A 19,729-nucleotide genomic window follows, 5' to 3' on the forward strand; every position below is an offset into this window, starting at 1 on the left:
GTGACAGACGATCTGGCGGGTCAGAGCAAGTTTCAGTGGTGGGCGCGGTTCGGCTTCGTCACGCGCGGGCTGCTTTACATCGTCATCGCCTGGCTGGTGATCGCGACGGGCCGTACCGAGGATCTCAGCGGCGCGATGGAATATGTCGGGCACGGCTTCGGGCGTGGGCTGATGATTTTCGTCGTGGCCGGCATGGCCGGGTACGGACTGTGGCGTCTCACTGACGCGGTCTTCGGCATGGAGAGCGGGCGTCATCACCCGAAGGCATGGCGGAGGCGGGCGGTCGCCGCGGGTAGCGGGATCATCTATTCGTTCCTCGCCTACAAGGCTGTGCGAGTCATGCTCGGCGGACGCGACGATGCCGGCGATGCCCACGAGCATGCGGCCCAGGCTTTGCACTTGCCGGCGGGCGCGTTGGTGCTTGGAATCGCTGCTGCCGTGCTGGCGGGTGCGGGGCTGGTACAGCTCTACAAGGCGGGCAGCTGTTCCTTCCTGAGGCATCTCAACGATCGCGGACGGCAGCCCTTCGCCAAATGGTTTGGACGCATCGGCTTCGCGGCGCGCGGGATTATCTTCCTGACCGTCGGATGGCTGCTTGCACGCGCCGCGCTGCATCATAGCGCAGCTGCCGCAGGCGGCCTTGAGCAAGCACTGGATGCGCTGCGCGGACCACTGCAGGTTCCGGTCGCCTTAGGCCTCGCGGTGTTCGGCCTCTATTCGATCACCGAGGCGCGCTACCGTTCGATCCATCGTCCCCCGACCGAGCACATCAAGCGCAAGATCGGGGAAGCAGTCCCTAGTTAGACACGATGGGAAGGTAGACCGCGGTCGCCGTTGAGCCGCCGTGATAGACGCTCTGCGTCGCCTTCCGATAGTCGCCCGGGCGCGCATAGAAGATGTTCGGAACGAACGTCTGCGGATTGCGATCGTAGACCGGGAACAAGCTCGACTGCACCTGCACCATGATCTTGTGGCCGGGCAGGAACACGTGGTTCACGTTCGGCAGTCCCCAGCGGTAATGCTCGACCTTGCCAGCGCGGAGCGCGCGCGGCTTGGCGAAGCTGTCGACGTAGCGTCCACGGAAGATCTCGATGCCGATCGGCAGCTCGAAGCCCGACATGTCCTTCTTCGAGCCTTGGCCCGGACCCTCCGGCGTTTCGTTCGGATAGACGTCGATGAGCTTCACAACCCAGTCGCTGTCGGTGCCGCTCGTCGCGGCGAACAGGTCGACCTGCGGCGCGCCCATGATGTGCACGGCTTTGGTCAGCGGAGCGGTCGTGTAGCTGATGACGTCCGGTCGATCGCTGACGAAGCGCTGGTCGGTAACGAGCCAGGTCTTCCAGTTCGCGCCGGTGATCGGACGCGGGAGATAGGGCACAGGCTTGGACGGATCTGAGACGTACTGGTCGTAGCCCGCGGATGCAGGGCGCTCGAAGCCGGCCGTGCCGTTGGCGCTGATGTAGAGTGGCGTCGGCGTGCCCATCGGCCACGCCGGACTCGCCTGCCACTCGTTGATGCCGGTCGCGTAGGTCAGCGCATTCGGCGTGTGCGGGTCAGGCGCGCCCTTCAAATAGTGATCAAAGAAGGGCTTCACATATTTCGCGCGCCATTCCTGCGCCGTGTCGCCGGTGAAGATGATGTCGCCGAGATCGTAGCCGTAGTGGTTGGCGCCGGAGTGTCGCCATGGTCCGATGGCGAGGTGCAACAGGCCGGTGCCTTCGTACTTTGCCTTCAGCGCCTTGTAGACTGCGGGCCCGCCGTAGCTGTCCTCCTGGTCCCACTGGCCCACCTCGATCAATGTCGGCACCGTCAGCGGACGAGCGGCGAGCCACTTGTCCACGGCCTGACCCGACCAGAATTCGGTGTAGGCGGGGTTCTGAAACAGCTTCTGCACGAACGGATAGTTCTCGATGCGGAGGTGGCGAGCCAAGTCAGCCATCGATCCGGCTTCGAGGTACCGTGTATAATCATCGCCGGGCGGGGTCGCGATGCTGGCGCCTTCTGCCTTCGCGGTGCTCTGCGACACCGCGAAGTCCAGGCTGCCGGTGCGGAATGCGCCGTTGTGGAACCAGTCGTCGCCCATCCAGCCGTCGACCATCGGGCTCTGCGGAACCGCGGCCTTAAGCGCCGGATGGGGATTGATCTCGGAGGTCAGCGTCAGGAAGCCGAGATAGGACGAGCCAATCGTACCTACCTTGCCGTTAGACTCCGGCACGTTCTTCACCAGCCAATCGATCGCGTCGTAGGCGTCGGTGCTCTCGTCGATGCCGGTATTGTTGAGCGGTCCCACGATCGGCCGGTTCATGACGAACTGGCCCTCGGAATTGTGCATTCCGCGGATGTCCTGCTGGACGATGATGTAGCCGTCGTTGACGAACTCCTTGTACATGATCGGGAGCATGTCGACGACGGATTGGCTCGTCTCCCGGTTCATGCTGCTCTTCGCGTCGTACGGCGTGCGCGACAGAAGGATCGGACCGTTCGTTGTGCCCTTCTTCATCACGATCACGGTGTACAGCTTCGTGCCGTCGCGCATCGGCACCATCGCCGTGCGCTTGATGTAATCGGCCTCCGGAAGGATCGGGTCGTACTTGGCGACGACGTCCGGAGTCATCGGCGTCACCGGCGCAGCGTTGGGCTGCGCAGCGGCGACGGCGATCAGCGGAAGGAGCGAGGCGGCGGTGCGAAGGAGCGCGTTTTTCATGCGCCCGGCGATAGCAGCGCCGCGCTAGCTCGCAAGCACGGTAATGTAGGTCAGTAACTGACCTCCGCGACCTTGTCCTTCATACCGGCTTCGGGCTTGCGTCCGAAGAGCTTGTTGACGGCTGGTTTCAGGAAGCCGCCGATGTCGCTCAGCCAGATCTTGGCATCATCGATCTCGAAACGAAGCAGCGCCATTTTCGGGTCGTCCTTGCCTTCATACCATTCAGCGACGATCGCATTCCAAAGGCGATCGATGGTGACCGGATCGTTGTCGAGCACGAGGCGCCCGCGCAGGCTCGCGAACACGTCGTGGCCCTTGCTGGCGAAGCTCGCGATCGCTCGATTGTCCTGACCCAATGCCTTGGTCAGGTCATGATCCTTCGCGGTGAAGAACCATACGTAGCCCGAGCCCCGGTCGGCATCTTCGAAGCGCGCGGTCATCGGCTGCATCGCGCTGCCGCGAGCCTGGTCCAGTCCGAGCATGACGAACGGGCTGTCCTCGAGCGCTCCCCAGAATTGTTCTTCGATCTCGCGGTCGTCAGGCATGTCGATCTCCATCTGTTTGGAGGAAAACGGCTGTGGCCAGTCGCACGTTCCGAAAAGGCCAAATTGTTGACTCGACACGAGATTATTAAGAACATAAATAGAACAAGTGGCTCAGCTAGACCTTCAGGCAAAGCTCGCAATTCTCGCCGACGCGGCGAAATATGACGCGTCTTGCGCGTCGTCAGGAACGTCGAAACGCGACAGCCGGGGCGGCAAGGGCGTGGGGTCGAGCGAGGGCATGGGCATCTGCCACGCATACGCCCCTGATGGCCGGTGCATCTCCCTCCTGAAGATCCTGCTGACTAACAGCTGCATCTTCGACTGCGCTTATTGCATCAACCGCAAGAGCTCGAACGTGCGACGCGCGCGGTTTACTGCGGAGGAGGTCGTTCGGCTGACGCTGGCTTTCTACAAGCGCAATTACATCGAGGGGCTGTTTCTCTCTTCGGGAATCATCCGCTCGTCGAACTACACAATGGAGCAGATCGTCGAGGTCGCGCGCAGTTTGCGCGAAGATCATGATTTCCGCGGCTACATCCACTTGAAGACGATCCCTGATGCCGACCCGGAGCTGGTGCAAAAGGCCGGGCTCTACGCCGATCGCGTATCGATCAACGTCGAGCTTCCGACCGAAACAGGGCTGACGCGGCTCGCGCCTGAAAAGGATGTCCGCCAGATTGAAGGCGCCATGCGCGGCATGAAGAGCGCGATCGTCGACGCAGGCGATGCCGCGAAGCGCTTCAAGTCAGCACCCAAATTCGCGCCTGCCGGTCAGTCAACGCAAATGATCGTTGGCGCTGATGCCGCGAGCGATGTGGACATCGTCGGCAAGGCGAGTGCGCTCTACGATCGCTTCGATCTTCGGCGTGTTTATTATTCCGCGTTCAGCCCGATCCCGGATGCGAGCGCGGTGCTTCCGCTGCAGCGGCCGCCACTGATGCGCGAGCATCGGCTTTATCAGTCGGACTGGCTGATGCGCTTTTACGGCTTCGCGCCCAAGGAAGTGCAGAGCGCGACGGACGAGCAAGGCATGTTGCCGCTGGACATTGACCCCAAGCTCGCGTGGGCACTGAAGTTTCGAGATCGGTTCCCTGTCGATGTGAACCGGGCGCCGAAGGAGGCGCTGCTTCGCGTGCCCGGGCTCGGCACGAAAGCGGTCGACCGAATTTTGTCGTCTCGACGATGGCGGCGATTGCGGTTGGACGATGTCGCTCGGCTTACGCTGTCCATCACGAAGGTGCGTCCGTTCATCTCGACCGCTGATTGGCAGCCCACCGTGCTGACCGATCGAGAAGATTTGAGAACTTTGGTCGCCCCGAAGGAGAAGCAATTGGAGCTGTTCGCTACGTGACGCTTCGGCGCTGGTTCAGCGCGGCTCCAGCCCGGCTTCGTCGAGCCAGCCGCGATTGGTCGCCAGGCGGAAAACGGTGTTTACCAGAGGGTTCGACCAGCCCGTGTTGGTCGCGAAGTCCTGGCGTAGCGTGGCGTGGTGCAGCGCGTGAGCTTCAGGAGTCATCAGCAGCCCGACGCGGCGCATCGCATCAACAATCCACGGATTGTCGGACCGGTGCAGCGTCCCGTGGAAATATTGGGCGAGCGTTCCGCCCGCCATCAGCACCAAGGCGCTTGCGACCAGCCAGCCCGGAACCGGAACCGCAAGGCACATCAGGTTGAGCAGTACCGAAAAGGGCAGCGAGACGAAGAGGATCGTCGAGCCGATCTGCACCAGGAACGGGCGCCGACCGAGCGCATCCGGCCGAGGATGATGATTCTTGAAATCATAGACCAGCCGTTCGAACGGGGAGATCTGCGGCATCACGCGGTCACGCATGGCGAGATATTCCTCGCTCTCGCGCGAACCTGCGTAATGGAAGATGCGCTCGAGCCCGATGCCGGGCGTGCAGGGCCGATAATCCATGTACATGTGCGTTAAGCCGGACAGCAGATCGGCGAAGTACCAGGCCGCAAGCGCCGCAGGGATCCAGCGCCAGTCCGGCACGCCTGCGAACCAGAGATTTGCGGCCAGCGACAGGATGAACAAGGCCATCACTGGCCAGGGCGCAGCCTTCATCATGATGCAAAACACCGACCGGGGAGCATCGCCCGTATTTGGCGCAACTCCGTTGAAATGAAAACCGTTTCCGCTTGAGATGCTGCCAGAAGGACCAATGATCGACGCGCACCGGGTGACCCTGTCCGAGCCGGACGACTTCGAGGGATGGCGCGACGCCGCCCGCGATCTCGCCGAAGCGGGCGTTCCGGCGAGCGCGGTGGTTTGGCAGGTCGAGGGAGGCGAACCGGACCTGTTCGGATTCGACACTCAGCAACGGGCCGCCGCAAGCTTTCCCGTTCCGCGCGCATTCGTCACTTTGGCCCGCGATGTGGTTTGCCACTCGGACCCGGAACGGTTCGCTTTGCTCTACGCGATGTTGGTGCGGCTGAAGGCCAACCGCCAGTCGCTCGACGACGAAGCCGATCCGCTCGTGCGCCGCTTGCAGGACCTCGCGAAGGGCGTGCGTCGCGATGTGCACAAGATGCACGCCTTCGTCCGCTTCCGTGAGATCGACGATCACTTCGTCGCCTTCTTCGAGCCTGAGCATCACATCGTTCGCAAGGCCGCGAGCTTTTTCGTCAATCGTTTCACCAACATGCGCTGGTCGATCCTGACGCCGGAGCTGTCGATCCATTGGGATGGAGCGAAGCTCAGCGAAGGGCCGGGAGCCACTCGAGCGGATGCGCCGTCCGGGGATCCGCTCGAAGAGACCTGGCGCACTTACTATGCGAGCATCTTCAACCCGGCTCGGCTGAAGGTCGGCGCGATGCTCAAGGAGATGCCGAAGAAATATTGGCGCAACATGCCGGAGACTTCGCTCGTTCAACCTTTGATCGCCGGTGCGCGAAACCGGGAACTGGAGATGATCGACCGAGCCGCCGCGAAAGAAGGACCGGGGAACGCACTCGAAGCAAAACGCCGCATCGAGCCGGGTGGCAACCTGCGTGCCTCCTGGGAAGCGCTGCTCGAGGATGCGCGGAAGTGCACCCGCTGCGACCTTTACAAGCATGCGACACAGACGGTCTTCGGAGAGGGGCCGCTCGATGCCGCGATCATGTTCGTTGGCGAGCAGCCAGGCGACCAGGAGGATCTGGCGGGGCGTCCGTTCGTCGGGCCAGCTGGCCAGCTATTCGACGCCGCCCTCGAAAAGGCGGAGATCGACCGGTCGACCGTATACGTCACCAATGCCGTGAAGCACTTCAAGTTCGTCCCCCGCGGCAAAAAGCGGATCCATAGCAAGCCGAACTCAGGAGAGATCGAAGCCTGCCGCTGGTGGATCGACCATGAGCGCGAATTACTGAGACCGCCTGTCACCGTCGCGCTCGGCGCCACCGCCGCTCAAAGCCTGTTCGGGAAGGCGATGGCCATCGGGAAGAATCGCGGCTCACCCCTCAGCCTTCCCGACGGCAGCGAATGCTGGATCACCGTCCACCCCAGTTTCCTCCTCCGCATTCCTGAGGAAGACCGTCGTCGCGAGGAGCGCGCGCTGTTCGTGCGCGACCTCAAGCGCATCAAGGCACGGGCTGAGGAACTTACCAGCTGATCTTTTTGCGAACCGTTCGCAAAATGGTTGATCTCCTGCGAATGAATTGCAATAGCGCCCCTGCACGGACCCGGAATGAACCGGACGAAGGGGAGTTTAATGAGCGATTTCGGGTCGGACGGAGGTCGCGCGCCGTTCTTCTTGGCATTGAGCTGCGTTGGCTTCCTGTCGTCCCCAGCGCTCGCGGACCCGTCGGCCGCTGCCCAGAGCGATGTCGAGAACAGGGAGCGACCCGAGATCGTGGTGAAGGGCTCCCGCCCGCAGCAGCCGCGACTCGAATCGCCCAAGATGACGAGTGAGCTGCTCGACACGCCGCAGACGATCACGGTCCTTTCGGCGGAGCAAATCAAAAAACAGAACCTGCTCACGCTTCGCGACGCACTGACGACGCTGCCGGGTATTACCTTCGGCGCGGGAGAAGGCGGCGGGGGTTATGGCGATTCGATCAACCTGCGCGGCTATTCCGCAAATAACGACATCACGATCGACGGAGTCCGAGACAGCGCTCAGTACAGCCGAACCGATCCTTTCAACCTTCAGCAGATTGAAGTCTACAACGGTGCCAATTCCGTGTTCGGCGGATCAGGTAGCGTCGGTGGAACGATCAACCTCGTCTCAAAGGTGCCGCAGTCCGACAGCTTCACCAACATCACCGGCGGCGTCGGAACGAACGACTATTGGCGCGCGACCATCGACACCAATCAGCGCGTATCTGAGTTTGCGGCTATCCGCGTGAACGCGATGTTCCATCGCAACTCATACGCCGGGCGAGACGTGGAGAACTTCCACCGCTGGGGCATTGCGCCTTCGATCACGCTTCATGCTGGGGAGGCCACCAGCTTTACGCTCGCCTACTTCCATCAGCGCGACGACAATATCCCGATCTACGGCGTTCCCTATTTCAAGAACCAGATCAACGACGGGCCGCTGCCCGGCTCGCACCGCAGCGACTATTTCGGTTTCCGCAATTTCGACAATCAGCGGATCAACGTCGACCGGCTCACCGGCACTTTCCAGCACCAGTTCACCAGCAACCTGGGCGTCCGAAATCTGACCCGTTGGCAGCGCGTGCACCAGGACACGGTGACGACGTCCCCGCAGGGCATATTCTGCCTCGAGGAGACGGGCCGTCAGCCTGTGCTTGCGACGGCAAACGGCACCCTGGGCGCTCCCTGCACAAATGGCGTTCAGCCGGGCGAATTCCTGATCACCGGCCCGCATGGCCGCGAGCGCGATCAGGTCAACGATCTCTTTTACAATCAGACCGATCTGCGGCTTGAAAGCGGGCGGCCAGGTAAGCTGCACAATGTGCTGGTGGTCGGCGGTCAGTTGTCATGGGAGAAGTATCACATCGATACGGTCGAGCTGATGCGGAATCCCGATGGATCGGCCGCTCCGCTCGATATCGACATCATCGCCGACCCACGGGCGATCTACGACGGGCCAGTCAATCCGACGACGACTGCCCGATCCAAGAGCCACACATCCGACAACGCGATCTACGCGTTCGACACGCTGGAGATCGGACCGCATTTCGAGCTCAACGGCGGCCTCCGCTATGAGCGACAGACGGCGACTTTCCGGAACCTTGCGCTCGCGTTCGTTCCGCCCGGTACCGTGCCGCTGACGCCGCTCCAGCTCCTTCCCCAACGGAGCGACGACAAGCTATTCTCCTATCGCGTCGGCGCTGCATACAAGCCCACGCTCAACACGACGGTCTACGTGTCGTTCAGCAATTCGCGAACGCCCACGTCGGCGACGGTGCGGCTCGGCTGCGGCGTGATCCCGGCGCCTGGTGCGCCCGATCCCTGCGCCGCTGCGCCCGAGACCGCGCGCAACTACGAGGTTGGTGCGAAGGCGAGCGTTTTCCACAATCGCTTGCTGCTGACGGCAGCGCTGTTTCGCAACGAACGCAGCAATTTCCGGGTGCCGTCGAACGATCCCACGAACCCAACCCTGCAGGTTGTCGATGGCCGCTCACGTGTTGACGGGATCGCGCTCGGTGCCACCGGCAACATCACGCGGCACTGGTCGATCTTCGCCAACTACACGCATCTCAACAGCAAGGTGCTTCAGAGCGTGTCCGATTTCTGCCTGGAAAATCCCAGCACGGCTTGCGCGAATTCTTCAGCGATTCCCGATCCGCAGCGGGGCGACGAGCTGATCCAGACACCTCCAAATTCCGCGAGCCTTTTCACGACCTACGAGCTCCCCTTTGGGCTGCAGTTTGGATACGGCTTCTCTTACCAGGCAGCGTTTGCGCTCAACCAAAGCAACATCAATTTCCGCGACCAGATCCGCGCCGGCGAGTTCCTCATCCACCGCCTCTATTTCGCGTACGAAATTCGCAAGGGACTGCTCGCTCAGTTGAATGTGCAGAACCTGACCAACGAGCGCTATTTCACCAACATCCGCAATAACGTCAGCGCTGCTGGCATCGTTACCGGCGGCTGGGCGATGCCGGGCGAGGGGCGTTCCGCTGCGCTGACGGTTTCGTACAGCTTCTGAAAACTGTAGGCCCAAGCGATGATGCTAGCCGTTCCAGATCTGCTCGATGCGTCTGAGGTGGCGCGCGTTCGCGAGATCATCGACGCGGGCGATTGGCAGGACGGCAATGCCACGTCCGGCCATCAATCGGCGCTGGCGAAGAAGAACCGGCAGCTGCCGGAAGATTGTGCGGCAGCGAAAGATGCGGGGCGCCTGGTCCTCGACGCCCTCGGCAAGTCGCCATTGTTCATTGCCGCAGCGTTGCCACTGAAGATCTTCCCGCCTCTGTTCAATCAGTACGAAGGCGGCGAAGCGTTCGGCACGCATATCGACAATGCCGTGCGCATTCATCGCGGCAGCGAGTTCCGGGTGCGCAGCGACCTTTCCGCGACGCTCTTCCTTGAAGCGCCGGACACTTACGAGGGCGGGGAATTGGTGGTCGAGGACAATCTCGGCACTCACGCGGTAAAACTGCCGGCGGGTCATTTGCTGCTTTATCCCGCGTCGAGCCTCCATCGCGTCGAGCCGGTCACGAAGGGTGCGCGTATCGCCAGCTTCTTCTGGATCCAGTCGATGGTTCGAGACGATGGCGCCCGGACCTTGCTGTTCGATCTAGACCAATCGATCCAGGCGATCGCGGCCGACCGTGGGCAAGCGGACCGGGAGGTTATTCGCCTGACCGGTGTCTATCACAACCTGCTGCGGCGCTGGGCCGACAGCTAGGGAATCCGCCGCAGGGTCAAGGCGTCGGCTCCATCACGCGGCGTTTCGCGAAGGGCTCTCTCCAAACTCGCCCGTGAGGTGAAATTGCAGGACGGCGGCGTGCCGGATTCGATCGTCGCGCCGCTTCTTTTGGCGACGTCGCCTGCAGCGTCGGAGCAGGATGGCGCATAGATCACGAAAGCGCCATCGGGCTGGTGCACCATGAGGCCGTAAATCTGATTGGGTTCGTGCTTCTCCGCGGCGGCCGGCGGTTCTTCATCCAACTGCATCCAGCCGACGAACGTGCTCCGATCCAATGGCGCGAAGCCGTAGGTGAGATTCTTCTCTCCCCCATCGAACCGGGTCATTCCGTTGGGCAGGACCGAAACGCGGTAAACCTTGTCAGCCGACTCCTCCGTATTGGCGCGATAGACGCCGGGCGGGATCGCAGGCCGCGCATCGGACGCGCTGTATAGATTGAAGCCGGTCCAGCATCCGGTGAGGCAGAATGGCAGCAGAGCGATCAGCAATCGCCTCACACACCCCTCCTATTCTGCGGCGAGCAAAGTCTCCGCGCCGCCAAGGTCCACCGAGACCAAGCGGCTGATGCCCTTCTCGATCATGGTCACGCCATAAAGCCGATCCATGCGGCTCATCGTCACTGCGTTATGCGTGACGATCAGATAGCGCGTGTCAGTTTCCTGCGTCATGCGTTGCAGCAGCTCGCAGAAGCGCTCGACATTGGCATCGTCGAGCGGGGCGTCGACCTCATCGAGGACGCAGATTGGCGCCGGGTTCGTCAGGAACAAGGCGAAGATCAGAGCGACGGCGGTCAGCGCCTGTTCGCCGCCGGAAAGCAGGGTCAGCGTCGACAGTCGCTTGCCGGGCGGTTGCGCCATGATTTCAAGACCAGCCTCAAGGGGATCGTCGCTCTCGACCAGGGCAAGGTGCGCCTGCCCCCCGTCGAACAAGGTCGTGAACAGACGACGGAAGTGGCCGTCCACTTTCTCATATGCCTCGAGCAGCCGAGCGCGGCCTTCGCGATTCAGATTGCCGATCGAGCCGCGGAGGCGGTGGATCGCCTGGGTCAGCTCTTCGGCTTCTTCGGCGCCCTTGGTGCGGGATTCGTCTAGCTCGGCCAGCTCCTGTTCGGCGACAAGGTTCACGGGCCCGATGCGCTCGCGCTCAGCGGTCAGACGATCGAGTGTTGCGGACTCAACTTCCGGATCGCGAATCTCGTCCGGCTCGAAGCCCAACTTCTCCGGCAATCGTTGCGGAACGCATTCGAACTTCTCGACCGAGTTGTGCGCGAGTTCCGTGCTGCGCGCCTGCTGAGCTTCTGCACGTGCCGAGGCCGCGGCACGACGTTCGCGTGCATCGGCTGAACGCTCATTAGCAGCGGAGATGTTGGATCCAGCGACGATGACGGCGGCTTCGGCGTCCCGCTCGGCGACCGCGGCTTCGCCAATCTTGACCTGGCTGTCGCTGTTGGCCCGCTCGAAGTCGGCAATTTGCGTGTCGAGTTCAGCTGGCTCCTTTTCGAGCTCGGCCCGTTCGCTGGACTGTTGCGTCTGCCGGTCCTTTGCTCCGGCCAAACGCTTTTCGGCATCGGCATGGCGTTTGCGCCAGTCGGCCTGTTCGCGCGACGATGCGCTTAGCCGCTCGCGATCGGCCGCGGTTTCGCGAGCCTTAGTCGCCGCTTCCGCGCGCTTGTCGGCGACGGCGGAAGCAGCGGTGGCGGCATTTGCCCTTGAGGCTTCAACGTCATGCTCGAGCGCTTCAGGATTAGGCAGAGCGGCCAGCGATCGTTCGGCGGTCCCGACTGCTTCGTTGGATGCTTCGAGGACCGGCTGCAAATCCGCCTGACGCTGGACCAGTCCCGACCGTTGAGCTTCGATGCGCTCGAGCGCTGCAGATGCGGCATCGCCCGCGCGAGTGGCATCACGCGCGTCGCGCTCCGCCGCAAGCGCAGCATGGCGGGCTTGCTCGGCAGTAGTCCGGTACTGCTCCATTTGATTGAGTGCCGCGTCGCGTTCGCCTGTCGCGTCGGCAACCGCCTGCTCAAGGCCCGGCAGTTCAGCAGCCAGGGCGGCGAGGCGATTCACCCGCAGCAGCCGTTCAGCCGCTGCTGCGCCTGCCACATCGGCGACGAAGCCGTCCCATCGACGCAGCCGTCCCGATCTGGTCACCAGGCGCTGGCCGACGGCAAGCACCTGACCTGTGTCCTCATCCGCGACCCCGACCTGCTTGAGGCGGCGCAGGAGCTGCGCCGGCGCGCTGGAATGGTCGGCGAGGCAATCGCACCCCGAGGGAAGCTTCGGATCCGACGCTTGGGGATCGCTGCCCTGCCACCGGCGTGCACCGTCGACATTCCCCACGGCCGCATCCGCATCTTCTCCGAGCGCTGCCGCCAGCGCTCGCTCGTATCCAGGCTCGGCCTTGAGGCTGGCGATCGCAGCGCCGCCGCCCTGCTCCATGGCGCGGGCCAACGCATCATGCTCAGACTTCGCGGCGGAAAGCGCTGCGCGAGCCGATGCCAGCTGGCTTTCTGCGGCGTCGCGGTGCTCGGCTGCTGCCGTGCGTCCCTGTTCGGCCTCAACTCGACGGACCTCTGCTGCCGCAAGCGCAGCGGCTGCGTCGTTCGCCTTCGCCTCGGCGTCCTCTCGCGCGCGTACCTGCTCGCTGCCGTCGCCGAGCGCTGCCAGCTGTTCGGCGAGACGATCACGCTCCGAAGTCGTGCGGCCAAGCTGCGCACGCGCCGCCTCCAAAGCCGCCTCCGCCACCCGCCGTTCCGCGCGCATCGCCGCCTGCCGCGCCAGCAGCTCGGCAAGCGCTGCTTCGGCCTCGCGTGATGTTGTCTCGGCGCTGCTCAGCTCCTGCGCGATCCGGGCCGAGCGGCTTTCCGAGTCTTCGAGGCGCCGTTCGATGACCGCGCGCTCTTCGTCGAGTTGAGCAATGGCGCGGCCGGCATCGCTCTGCAGCGCTTCCTCGCGAGCGATGTCGCCGGCGAGCGACGCGTCGAGCCGGTCCAGCTCCGCAAGGCGTCGCGACACCGTGTCCCGGCGCGCTCTCGCAGCAGCAAGTTGGTGCGCCAACTGGTGCCCTTGCTCGCGAAGTTCTTCTAGCGCTTTGCGGCGCTCCCCAAGGAGAATGTTCGCACGCTCTTGTGCAGCTTGGGCCTCAGCGATCGCTGTGTGGATTTGCGCAACCTCTTCGGTCGCTGCTTTCGCCTCGGCGTTGGCAGCCTCCGCCGCGCGCTCCGCCTCCACCCAGCGCGCGTGAAGCAGCCGCGCTTCGACGCTGCGGATCTCGCCGGTCAGTTTGCGATAGCGTTCCGCGGCCCTCGCCTGCCGCCGTAGCTGCGCAGCGCGCTGCTCCTGATCGCTGAGAATTTCACCGAGTCGTGCGAGATTGGCCTCGGTTGCGCGAAGCTTCTGCTCCGCATCCTTGCGCCGCGCATGGAGGCCCGAAATGCCTGCGGCTTCTTCAAGAAGCATCCGCCGTTCGACGGGCTTGGCGGCAATGACCGCGCCGATCTTGCCCTGACTGACCAACGCTGGCGAGTGAGCGCCCGTCGCTGCATCTGCGAACAGCAACGCAACGTCCTTCGCGCGGACGTCGCGTCCGTCGATCCGATAAGCCGAGCCCGCGCCGCGCTCGATCCTCCGAGTGACTTCGCTTTCGCCGCGGGCATTCTCGTCCGCCACGTCGCGTTCGAGGAGGATGGATACTTCAGCGAAGTCGCGTGGCGGCCGGGTCGCGGTGCCGGCGAAGATCACGTCGTCCATCCCGCCGCCGCGCAGCGACTTCGGACTGGACTCGCCCATTGCCCAACGGATCGCTTCAAGAAGGTTCGACTTGCCGCAGCCGTTGGGCCCGACGACCCCCGTCAGCCCGGGCTCGATCCGAAGCTCAGCCGGCTCGACGAAGCTTTTGAAGCCGCTGAGCTTGAGCCTTCGAATCCGCAACGAGCCGTTCCCCCTTACGACCGCTCTATCCGCCGAGCGCCTTGTCGAGACCTGCTCTCAGCTGGTCCCAGACCGGCGTACCGTTTTGGATTGGGAAGTACTTCCCATTGATGACGAAGCTCGGCGTTCCCTGGAAATCCGGGAATTGGCTCGTGACGTCGCTGTTCATCTGTACCAGCTGCTGAACGGACTTTTCGTTCGTCAGGCACTGGGTCGACTTGGCTTGCGGCAATCCGCGGGCCGCCGCCCAGCTTTGAAGGTCGGCGAGCTGCGCGATTTTCAGGAATTGCTGGTTGGGCGGCAGATTCTGCAGGGCCTCGAGTTGATCCTGCGGCACCTTCTGGATGTTGCCCACCCAGGTCGACTGGTCCTTGTAGAGCGCGCGCGACAGCTGGAAGAAGCTTTTCGCTCCGCCACATCGGGCGATCAGCGCTGCTGCCAGATCGAACGGATCCCGGACGTAATTGCGGAATTCGTATCCGACTTTCCCGGTCTTCACGTAGCCTTGGATCAACGGCGTTACGCCGGTCTCGTCGAACTCCCGGCAGTGCGGACAAGTCAGTGAGCCGATCTCGATCAGCTGCACCTTTGCGGCCGGATTGCCCATCAGAAAACCGCCAGCGGGTGTAGCAGTAACAACCGTGCTCCAGTCGCCGTTCTTCGGCGCAGCGACCGGGGACATCGTTGTCGCCGCGGCAGTGTTGGTGGCGGCATCGCCCGGTTTGGAGTTGCAGCCGGCAATGGCGGCCACCGCGGCAGCACAGATGAGGAAGGTCGTCGGCTTCATCGATTCAAATCACTCCGTTGGTCGCGGCGCCCCGGTTCCCCTGGCCAGGGCGCCGACCGGTTCATTTCAGTGCAGACTGGATCGCAGGTTCAAGCAAGGCCCAGCTCGTCGTCTCCTTGGGCTGCATCTTGCCGTTGATGATGAACGCCGGCGTGCCCGAGAAATCAGGGTATTGATTGCCGACGTCGGTCGTCAGCTGGACCTCATTGTCGATCATCTTCTGATCGCTCAGGCACTTGTTGCTCTTTTCCTGCGACACACCACGGGCCGCAGCCCAATCCTGAAGACCGAGAAGATTCGCCATTTGAACGAAGACCTGATTGGTCGGCAGGTTCTGTATTTCGGCGACCTTCTCCTGTGGAGCGGCCTGGATCTTCGCGAGGATGACGTCCTGATCCTTGTACATGGCCTCGGTCAGCGGGAAGAAGGTCTTCGCACCGCCGCACCGCGCGATGATGTTGGCAGCCATGTCAATCGGACCGTGAATCACGTAGGGCCGGAATTCCCAGCTCACGTCGCCATTCTTCACATATTTCTCGATCAGCTTGGGTGCGCCTTCCTCTTCGAATGCCTTGCAGTGCGGGCAGGAGAGAGAGCCGATCTCGACCAGCTTCACCTTGGCATCCGGATTGCCCATCATGAATCCTGCAGAGGTGGCGTTCACGACGCTGCTCCAGTCGCTTCCGGGCGCAGGCTTCGCTTGGGTGATCGTCACCTTGCTATTGTCGGCGGTGCTTCCGCCAGTGCTGCCATTGCCTTTGTTGCACCCTGCAACCGCCGCGACTGCCACCGCGCACAACATCAGATTGCGGACATTCATGGATCTATTTGACTCCTTTGATCACCGGTATCGGCTTGGTGCCTTCGTCCCCTAGCAAAGGCGGGCCGCTCGTAGCGGCAATTTGTGCGCCAAGCGACTCAAGGCAGGCCCGAAGCTCAGGATCGGCGATTTCGCGCAGGCCTTCGCCGAGTTCCTTGGGAACTGGCGCGAGCTGTGGGCGCTGCGGTCGAGCAGGCGGCGCAGGCGGCTTTCCCTGCCGAAATATGACCCGGTTCACGGCCGAGTAGCCGAAGAAACGGTTCACCCGCTCGATGATCATCGGCGCGAGATGCTGGATGAGTGGAGCATGCGCGCCCTCCACCAGAAGGGTCAGTGCGCCCCCGGCTTTCTTGCCGGTCGGAAACTTGATCGATTCGGGGCAGGACACCCTGGCGTAGCGCTCGCCGACGATCTCCGACCAGCGGCTGACGATCGAGCTCTGCACGAAGCCAAAGCGCTTGAACGACTGTCCGCCGATGTCGCCCAGCAGCTCGCCCGCTGCGCGCGGTCGGCAGCTACGTTCGGATTCTTCGGGCTTTCTCTTCGACATGACGCTTCAGCATGGCATAGCGACATGGTGACCGCCAATGCCGCAGCACTGCTGCTCCAACATTATGTGGATAACTTCAGGCGTCTCCCATGGCGCGCCGCACCCGGTGAACCGCCGCCGAAGCCTTACCGCGTTTGGCTGAGCGAGGTGATGCTTCAGCAGACGACGGTTGCAACGGTGAAGCCGCGATTCGAGAGATTCGTAGAACGCTGGCCAACGATCGAAGCGCTTGCCGCTGCACCGGACGAGGACATTCTCTCGGAGTGGGCGGGCCTTGGCTATTATGCCCGGGCCCGGAACCTGATCGCGTGCGCTCGCGAGGTCGCGCGGCAAGGGACGTTTCCTTCTACCGCCGAAGAGCTTCGTGAGCTTCCGGGCGTTGGCGCCTACACTTCTGGCGCAATCGCGGCGATCGCCTTCGGGGAGGTAGCACCGGCCGTCGACACAAATGTTCGACGAGTGGTTGCTCGGCTAAATGGCCTTGCAGATCCAAGTTTGGATGAAATTGCACAACTTGTGGTGCGGATGATTCCGGCCGGACGTGCTGGCGACTTCACCCAGGCAATGATGGATCTCGGCGCGACGATTTGCCGCCCGAAGGCACCCCGCTGCGGTTCTTGTCCGCTGACAGAGCACTGCAGTGCCGTTCAGAGCGGTAATCCTGAGGCATTTCCGCGGCCGAAGCATCGCCGCGAACGCCCGCATAGGTTTGGCGTAGCTTACTGGACTGAGCACGAGGGGCAGGTCTGGCTGGAGCGCCGCCCTGCCAAGGGAATGCTTGGCGGCATGGCGTCACTGCCCGGGACAGAATGGACGGACTCACAGGTTCACGGGAGCAATGCGATCGGAACCGTGCGGCACGTCTTCACCCATTTCTCGCTCGACCTCCAGGTCGTCCTCCGATCCGAGCCGGAGGGTCAAGGCTGGTGGCATCCACTCGATCGTCTTGAGGAAGCAGGATTGCCGACCCTCTACCGCAAGGCTGCGGAGATCGCTCTCGCCGAGGTTCGGCATGCGGCCTGAGCCATTCTTCTCCGGACCCGGGCTCGACCGGGCCGATCAGCTTCGAGCGACGCCGGACAAGATTGCAGCGCTCGCGGAGCGCGACGATGCGCGTGAACTCGTTTGGCGCGACGGGATTCCTGCCATGGACGACGTCGGAGCGCTGCAGTGGCGAGAGATCAGCGACGCTACCCTGTTCCTGGGCCTGGACCAAGGCGCCCCTCGTTTCTCTGCACTGACCGATCCTGCCACCCAGGCCTTCAGCGTCATGCCGTTGCTGACCCAACTCGATGAGGCAGATGCGCCTCTGTTCGCGGCAGCCATGAGCCTGGCGCGCTGGCATGCGCGGCACCGCTTCTGCGCCAATTGCGGTCATGCGAGCGAAATCGTCCGCGGCGGCTGGTCGCGCCTGTGCCCTCGTTGCTCGGCCGAACATTTCCCCCGCGTCGATCCCGTCGTGATCATGCTGGTGGAGCATGAGGGGAGGGTGCTACTCGGCCGCCAGCCGCACTATCCTCCGGATCGCTACTCGGCGCTTGCCGGCTTCGTGGAAGTCGGCGAGTCGATCGAGGCTGCCGTCGCGCGGGAAGTGAAGGAGGAGGCGGGTATCGACGTCCGCGACGTGCGGTACGTTGCGAGCCAGCCATGGCCTTTCCCTTCTTCGCTCATGATTGGCTGCTGGGCCGAAGCAGCGAACGGAGATCTCGTCATCGACACGACCGAGCTTGAAGACGCCCGGTGGTTTACGCGAGAGGAGGTTCGTCGAGGCATGGCGCGAGAGGAAGGAGCGCCTTTCCAGCCCCCGCCTCGCACGGCGATTGCCCGGACTTTACTAGAGCACTGGCTGGACGCTTGAAGCGTCGCAATCTCCCCCTTAAGAGGCCGCAAATCCATTCGCCCGCGTCCGCGGGAAAAGCAGGGAAAATCCATGGACGATCGCTTCAACACCATCGCTGGCTGGGTGCTGTTCGCAGGTATTGTTGCGCTCGGCTCCTCGATAGTGGCCGGTGAGATGTTCCACAGTGAGCGTCCCGAAAAGATGGGCTTCCCGATCGCCGGCGTCGAACAAGAAGGGGAGGGCGGAGCAGCTGCCGAGCAGCCCATCGAGACCTTCCTCGCGAAGGCTGACCCTGCGAAGGGCGCGCAGATCTTCAACAAGTGCGCCGCCTGCCACAATGCGACCAACGGTGGCCCGAACCAGCTTGGCCCGAACCTTTGGGGCGTGCTCGGGGAGCCGATCGGCCAGGGCAGAGGGTTCGCTTTCTCCGATGCGCTGGCGAAGAAGGGCGGCAACTGGAATTGGGATAATCTCAGCCAATGGCTGACCAGCCCGCGCAACTTCGCTCCTGGCACGAAGATGACTTTCGCGGGCCTCAGTAACCCGCAGGATCGTGCGGACGTCATGGCCTATCTCAACCAGCAGAGCGGCCATCCGCAGCCGCTTCCGGCGGCCCCGGCAGCAGCAACGGCAGATGCGTCGGCAGCCAAGCCAGGAACGGGCCCGAACAACGGTCCTCAGAAGGCAGAGAAAGAGCCGACGTTGCCAGCTTCCGCTGCGGGCACCTCCCCGCAGACAAGCGGCGGTGACGCCGGCGGGGCTCCAGGCAAGAAATAACGCCGGTGCTCCTGCGGAAGCAGGAGCGTGTTGAACCTTACTCCGGCGGGGCCGACTGGACCGGCACTGGGTGCGGGTGCTCAGCATAGAAGTCGGTGACGAAGTCCCACGCTTCCTGTGCGTCCTCGCACCAGTGGATCAGGTCCAGATCGTGCGGCGCGATCACGCCTTCTTCAACCATCGCCTCAAAGTTGATGACCCGGTTCCAATAGTCGCGCCCGAACAGCAGGATCGGGAGCGGCCGCACCTTGCCGGTCTGCACTAGCGTCAGCAGCTCGAACATCTCGTCAAACGTTCCATAGCCGCCCGGGAACACCGCGACCGCGCGGGCGCGAAGCAGGAAGTGCATCTTGCGCAGCGCGAAATAGTGGAACTGGAAGCTTAGGCTCGGTGTGACGTAACGGTTCGGTAGCTGTTCGTGCGGAAGCACGATGTTAAGGCCGATTGAATCACTGCCTTCTTCGGACGCGCCACGGTTCGCGGCTTCCATGATCGAGGGGCCACCGCCCGAGCATACGACGAAATGCTGCTTGCCTTCCTCGTCGCAGCCGCAGCGGCTCGCGAGCTTCGCGAGCTCGCGCGCGACCTCATAATATTTCGCCTTGGCCTTGAGCCGCTCGGCAATCTTTTCCTGCTGCGGATTGCTGGCGGCGGCGACAAGCGCGTCAGCCATCTCGGGCGCCGGGATGCGGGCAGAGCCATAAAAGACGAACGTCGACCCAATGCCTGCCTCATTGAGCAGCAGCTCGGGCTTCAGCAGCTCGAGCTGGAAGCGCACCGGTCGCAGATCCTCGCGCAGCAGGAAGTCGTCGTCCTGGAAGGCCAGCTTGTAAGCCGAGTTCTCGGTCTGCGGGATCGAAGGGACGTGCTCTGCGGTGCGAGCGTCGACTTTGGATGACGGAAAGATGCGTTTGGGCGGTACAGGTTGGGTCTTCATGGGCGGGGGCCTAGCC

The 19,729-nt window shown here is 63.0% G+C and carries 17 protein-coding genes; 8 read left to right on the forward strand and 9 right to left on the reverse strand.

Features of this window, described 5'->3' with window-relative positions; all coding sequences use genetic code 11:
• A complete protein-coding gene (locus AC4GYV_RS15230; RefSeq protein WP_491101547.1) occupies positions 1-804 on the forward strand; it encodes a DUF1206 domain-containing protein in 804 nt (267 codons plus the stop codon).
• On the opposite strand, the gene AC4GYV_RS15235 is transcribed toward AC4GYV_RS15230, so the two are convergent.
• Together AC4GYV_RS15235 and AC4GYV_RS15240 are read right to left on the reverse strand one after the other, a co-directional pair.
• Positions 797-2,704, reverse strand: a complete 1,908-nt coding sequence (locus AC4GYV_RS15235) for a CocE/NonD family hydrolase (RefSeq protein WP_491101548.1) — start codon at positions 2,702-2,704, stop codon at positions 797-799. The genes AC4GYV_RS15230 and AC4GYV_RS15235 overlap by 8 nt on opposite strands.
• A gap of 50 nt (positions 2,705-2,754) precedes the next feature.
• Complete coding sequence (locus AC4GYV_RS15240; protein ID WP_491101549.1) at positions 2,755-3,249, reverse strand: pyridoxamine 5'-phosphate oxidase family protein; 495 nt, start codon at positions 3,247-3,249, stop codon at positions 2,755-2,757.
• Positions 3,250-3,355: 106 nt separating this feature from the next.
• On the opposite strand from AC4GYV_RS15240, the gene AC4GYV_RS15245 reads away from it, so the two are divergent.
• Positions 3,356-4,600 (forward strand): putative DNA modification/repair radical SAM protein, encoded by a 1,245-nt coding sequence (locus AC4GYV_RS15245; protein WP_491101550.1) that lies wholly within the window; start codon positions 3,356-3,358, stop codon positions 4,598-4,600.
• Positions 4,601-4,615: 15 nt separating this feature from the next.
• Here AC4GYV_RS15245 and AC4GYV_RS15250 read toward each other — a convergent pair whose 3' ends face one another.
• The gene (locus AC4GYV_RS15250; RefSeq protein WP_491101551.1) at positions 4,616-5,323 is read right to left on the reverse strand and encodes a fatty acid desaturase CarF family protein; all 708 of its coding nucleotides are present in this window, start codon (positions 5,321-5,323) and stop codon (positions 4,616-4,618) included.
• Positions 5,324-5,417: 94 nt separating this feature from the next.
• Between AC4GYV_RS15250 and AC4GYV_RS15255 the strand changes: the two genes are divergently transcribed.
• The 3 genes from AC4GYV_RS15255 to AC4GYV_RS15265 all read left to right on the forward strand — a co-directional run bounded on the left by AC4GYV_RS15255 (position 5,418) and on the right by AC4GYV_RS15265 (position 10,055).
• Positions 5,418-6,845, forward strand: a complete 1,428-nt coding sequence (locus AC4GYV_RS15255) for a UdgX family uracil-DNA binding protein (RefSeq protein ID WP_491101552.1) — start codon at positions 5,418-5,420, stop codon at positions 6,843-6,845.
• A 99-nt stretch (positions 6,846-6,944) separates the two neighbouring features.
• Positions 6,945-9,353 carry a TonB-dependent receptor gene (locus AC4GYV_RS15260; RefSeq protein WP_491101553.1) on the forward strand — a complete coding sequence of 803 codons (2,409 nt, stop codon included), beginning with the start codon at positions 6,945-6,947 and terminating at the stop codon, positions 9,351-9,353.
• 18 nt (positions 9,354-9,371) lie between these two features.
• Positions 9,372-10,055 carry a Fe2+-dependent dioxygenase gene (locus AC4GYV_RS15265; RefSeq protein WP_491101554.1) on the forward strand — a complete coding sequence of 228 codons (684 nt, stop codon included), beginning with the start codon at positions 9,372-9,374 and terminating at the stop codon, positions 10,053-10,055.
• Here AC4GYV_RS15265 and AC4GYV_RS15270 read toward each other — a convergent pair.
• The 5 genes from AC4GYV_RS15270 to AC4GYV_RS15290 form a co-directional block, all read right to left on the reverse strand.
• Positions 10,052-10,573 (reverse strand): hypothetical protein, encoded by a 522-nt coding sequence (locus AC4GYV_RS15270; protein ID WP_491101555.1) that lies wholly within the window; start codon positions 10,571-10,573, stop codon positions 10,052-10,054. The two genes, AC4GYV_RS15265 and AC4GYV_RS15270, sit on opposite strands and share 4 nt — an antisense overlap.
• A gap of 9 nt (positions 10,574-10,582) precedes the next feature.
• Positions 10,583-14,002, reverse strand: a complete 3,420-nt coding sequence (locus tag AC4GYV_RS15275; protein WP_491101556.1) for a chromosome segregation SMC family protein — start codon at positions 14,000-14,002, stop codon at positions 10,583-10,585.
• Positions 14,003-14,027: 25 nt separating this feature from the next.
• On the reverse strand, positions 14,028-14,789 hold the full coding sequence (locus AC4GYV_RS15280) for a DsbA family protein (RefSeq protein ID WP_491101557.1): 762 nt from the start codon (positions 14,787-14,789) through the stop codon (positions 14,028-14,030).
• A 61-nt stretch (positions 14,790-14,850) separates the two neighbouring features.
• Positions 14,851-15,609 (reverse strand): DsbA family protein, encoded by a 759-nt coding sequence (locus tag AC4GYV_RS15285; protein ID WP_491101558.1) that lies wholly within the window; start codon positions 15,607-15,609, stop codon positions 14,851-14,853.
• Between the two features lie 4 nt (positions 15,610-15,613).
• Positions 15,614-16,159 carry a DUF721 domain-containing protein gene (locus AC4GYV_RS15290; protein WP_491101559.1) on the reverse strand — a complete coding sequence of 182 codons (546 nt, stop codon included), beginning with the start codon at positions 16,157-16,159 and terminating at the stop codon, positions 15,614-15,616.
• Between the two features lie 24 nt (positions 16,160-16,183).
• Here AC4GYV_RS15290 and AC4GYV_RS15295 point away from each other — a divergent pair, with 24 nt between their 5' ends.
• From AC4GYV_RS15295 to AC4GYV_RS15305, 3 genes are all read left to right on the forward strand, one after another.
• Positions 16,184-17,182 carry an A/G-specific adenine glycosylase gene (locus AC4GYV_RS15295; RefSeq protein WP_491101560.1) on the forward strand — a complete coding sequence of 333 codons (999 nt, stop codon included), beginning with the start codon at positions 16,184-16,186 and terminating at the stop codon, positions 17,180-17,182.
• Entirely contained in the window at positions 17,172-18,017 is an 846-nt protein-coding gene (gene nudC / locus AC4GYV_RS15300) for an NAD(+) diphosphatase (protein ID WP_491101561.1), read from the forward strand. The genes AC4GYV_RS15295 and nudC overlap by 11 nt, the downstream gene beginning before the upstream one ends.
• A gap of 72 nt (positions 18,018-18,089) precedes the next feature.
• A complete protein-coding gene (locus tag AC4GYV_RS15305; RefSeq protein ID WP_491101562.1) occupies positions 18,090-18,776 on the forward strand; it encodes a c-type cytochrome in 687 nt (228 codons plus the stop codon).
• 37 nt (positions 18,777-18,813) lie between these two features.
• Here the strand turns inward: AC4GYV_RS15305 and AC4GYV_RS15310 are convergent, their stop codons facing one another.
• Positions 18,814-19,713, reverse strand: a complete 900-nt coding sequence (locus AC4GYV_RS15310; protein ID WP_491101563.1) for an LOG family protein — start codon at positions 19,711-19,713, stop codon at positions 18,814-18,816.
• Positions 19,714-19,729 lie beyond the last annotated feature (16 nt).

The organism is Sphingomonas sp. SP4 (genome assembly GCF_058313375.1).

Bases quoted from the DNA above. Each gene is read 5' to 3' on its own strand.
- AC4GYV_RS15280 (WP_491101557.1), bottom strand. From the start codon at position 14,789: ATGAAGCCGACGACCTTCCTCATCTGTGCTGCCGCGGTGGCCGCCATT.
- AC4GYV_RS15305 (WP_491101562.1), top strand. From the start codon at position 18,090: ATGGACGATCGCTTCAACACCATCGCTGGCTGGGTGCTGTTCGCAGGT.
- AC4GYV_RS15290 (WP_491101559.1), bottom strand. From the start codon at position 16,159: ATGTCGAAGAGAAAGCCCGAAGAATCCGAACGTAGCTGCCGACCGCGC.
- AC4GYV_RS15240 (WP_491101549.1), bottom strand. From the start codon at position 3,249: ATGCCTGACGACCGCGAGATCGAAGAACAATTCTGGGGAGCGCTCGAG.
- AC4GYV_RS15310 (WP_491101563.1), bottom strand. From the start codon at position 19,713: ATGAAGACCCAACCTGTACCGCCCAAACGCATCTTTCCGTCATCCAAA.
- AC4GYV_RS15285 (WP_491101558.1), bottom strand. From the start codon at position 15,609: ATGAATGTCCGCAATCTGATGTTGTGCGCGGTGGCAGTCGCGGCGGTT.
- AC4GYV_RS15265 (WP_491101554.1), top strand. From the start codon at position 9,372: ATGATGCTAGCCGTTCCAGATCTGCTCGATGCGTCTGAGGTGGCGCGC.
- AC4GYV_RS15260 (WP_491101553.1), top strand. From the start codon at position 6,945: ATGAGCGATTTCGGGTCGGACGGAGGTCGCGCGCCGTTCTTCTTGGCA.
- AC4GYV_RS15295 (WP_491101560.1), top strand. From the start codon at position 16,184: ATGGTGACCGCCAATGCCGCAGCACTGCTGCTCCAACATTATGTGGAT.
- AC4GYV_RS15235 (WP_491101548.1), bottom strand. From the start codon at position 2,704: ATGAAAAACGCGCTCCTTCGCACCGCCGCCTCGCTCCTTCCGCTGATC.
- nudC (WP_491101561.1), top strand. From the start codon at position 17,172: ATGCGGCCTGAGCCATTCTTCTCCGGACCCGGGCTCGACCGGGCCGAT.
- AC4GYV_RS15255 (WP_491101552.1), top strand. From the start codon at position 5,418: ATGATCGACGCGCACCGGGTGACCCTGTCCGAGCCGGACGACTTCGAG.
- AC4GYV_RS15250 (WP_491101551.1), bottom strand. From the start codon at position 5,323: ATGATGAAGGCTGCGCCCTGGCCAGTGATGGCCTTGTTCATCCTGTCG.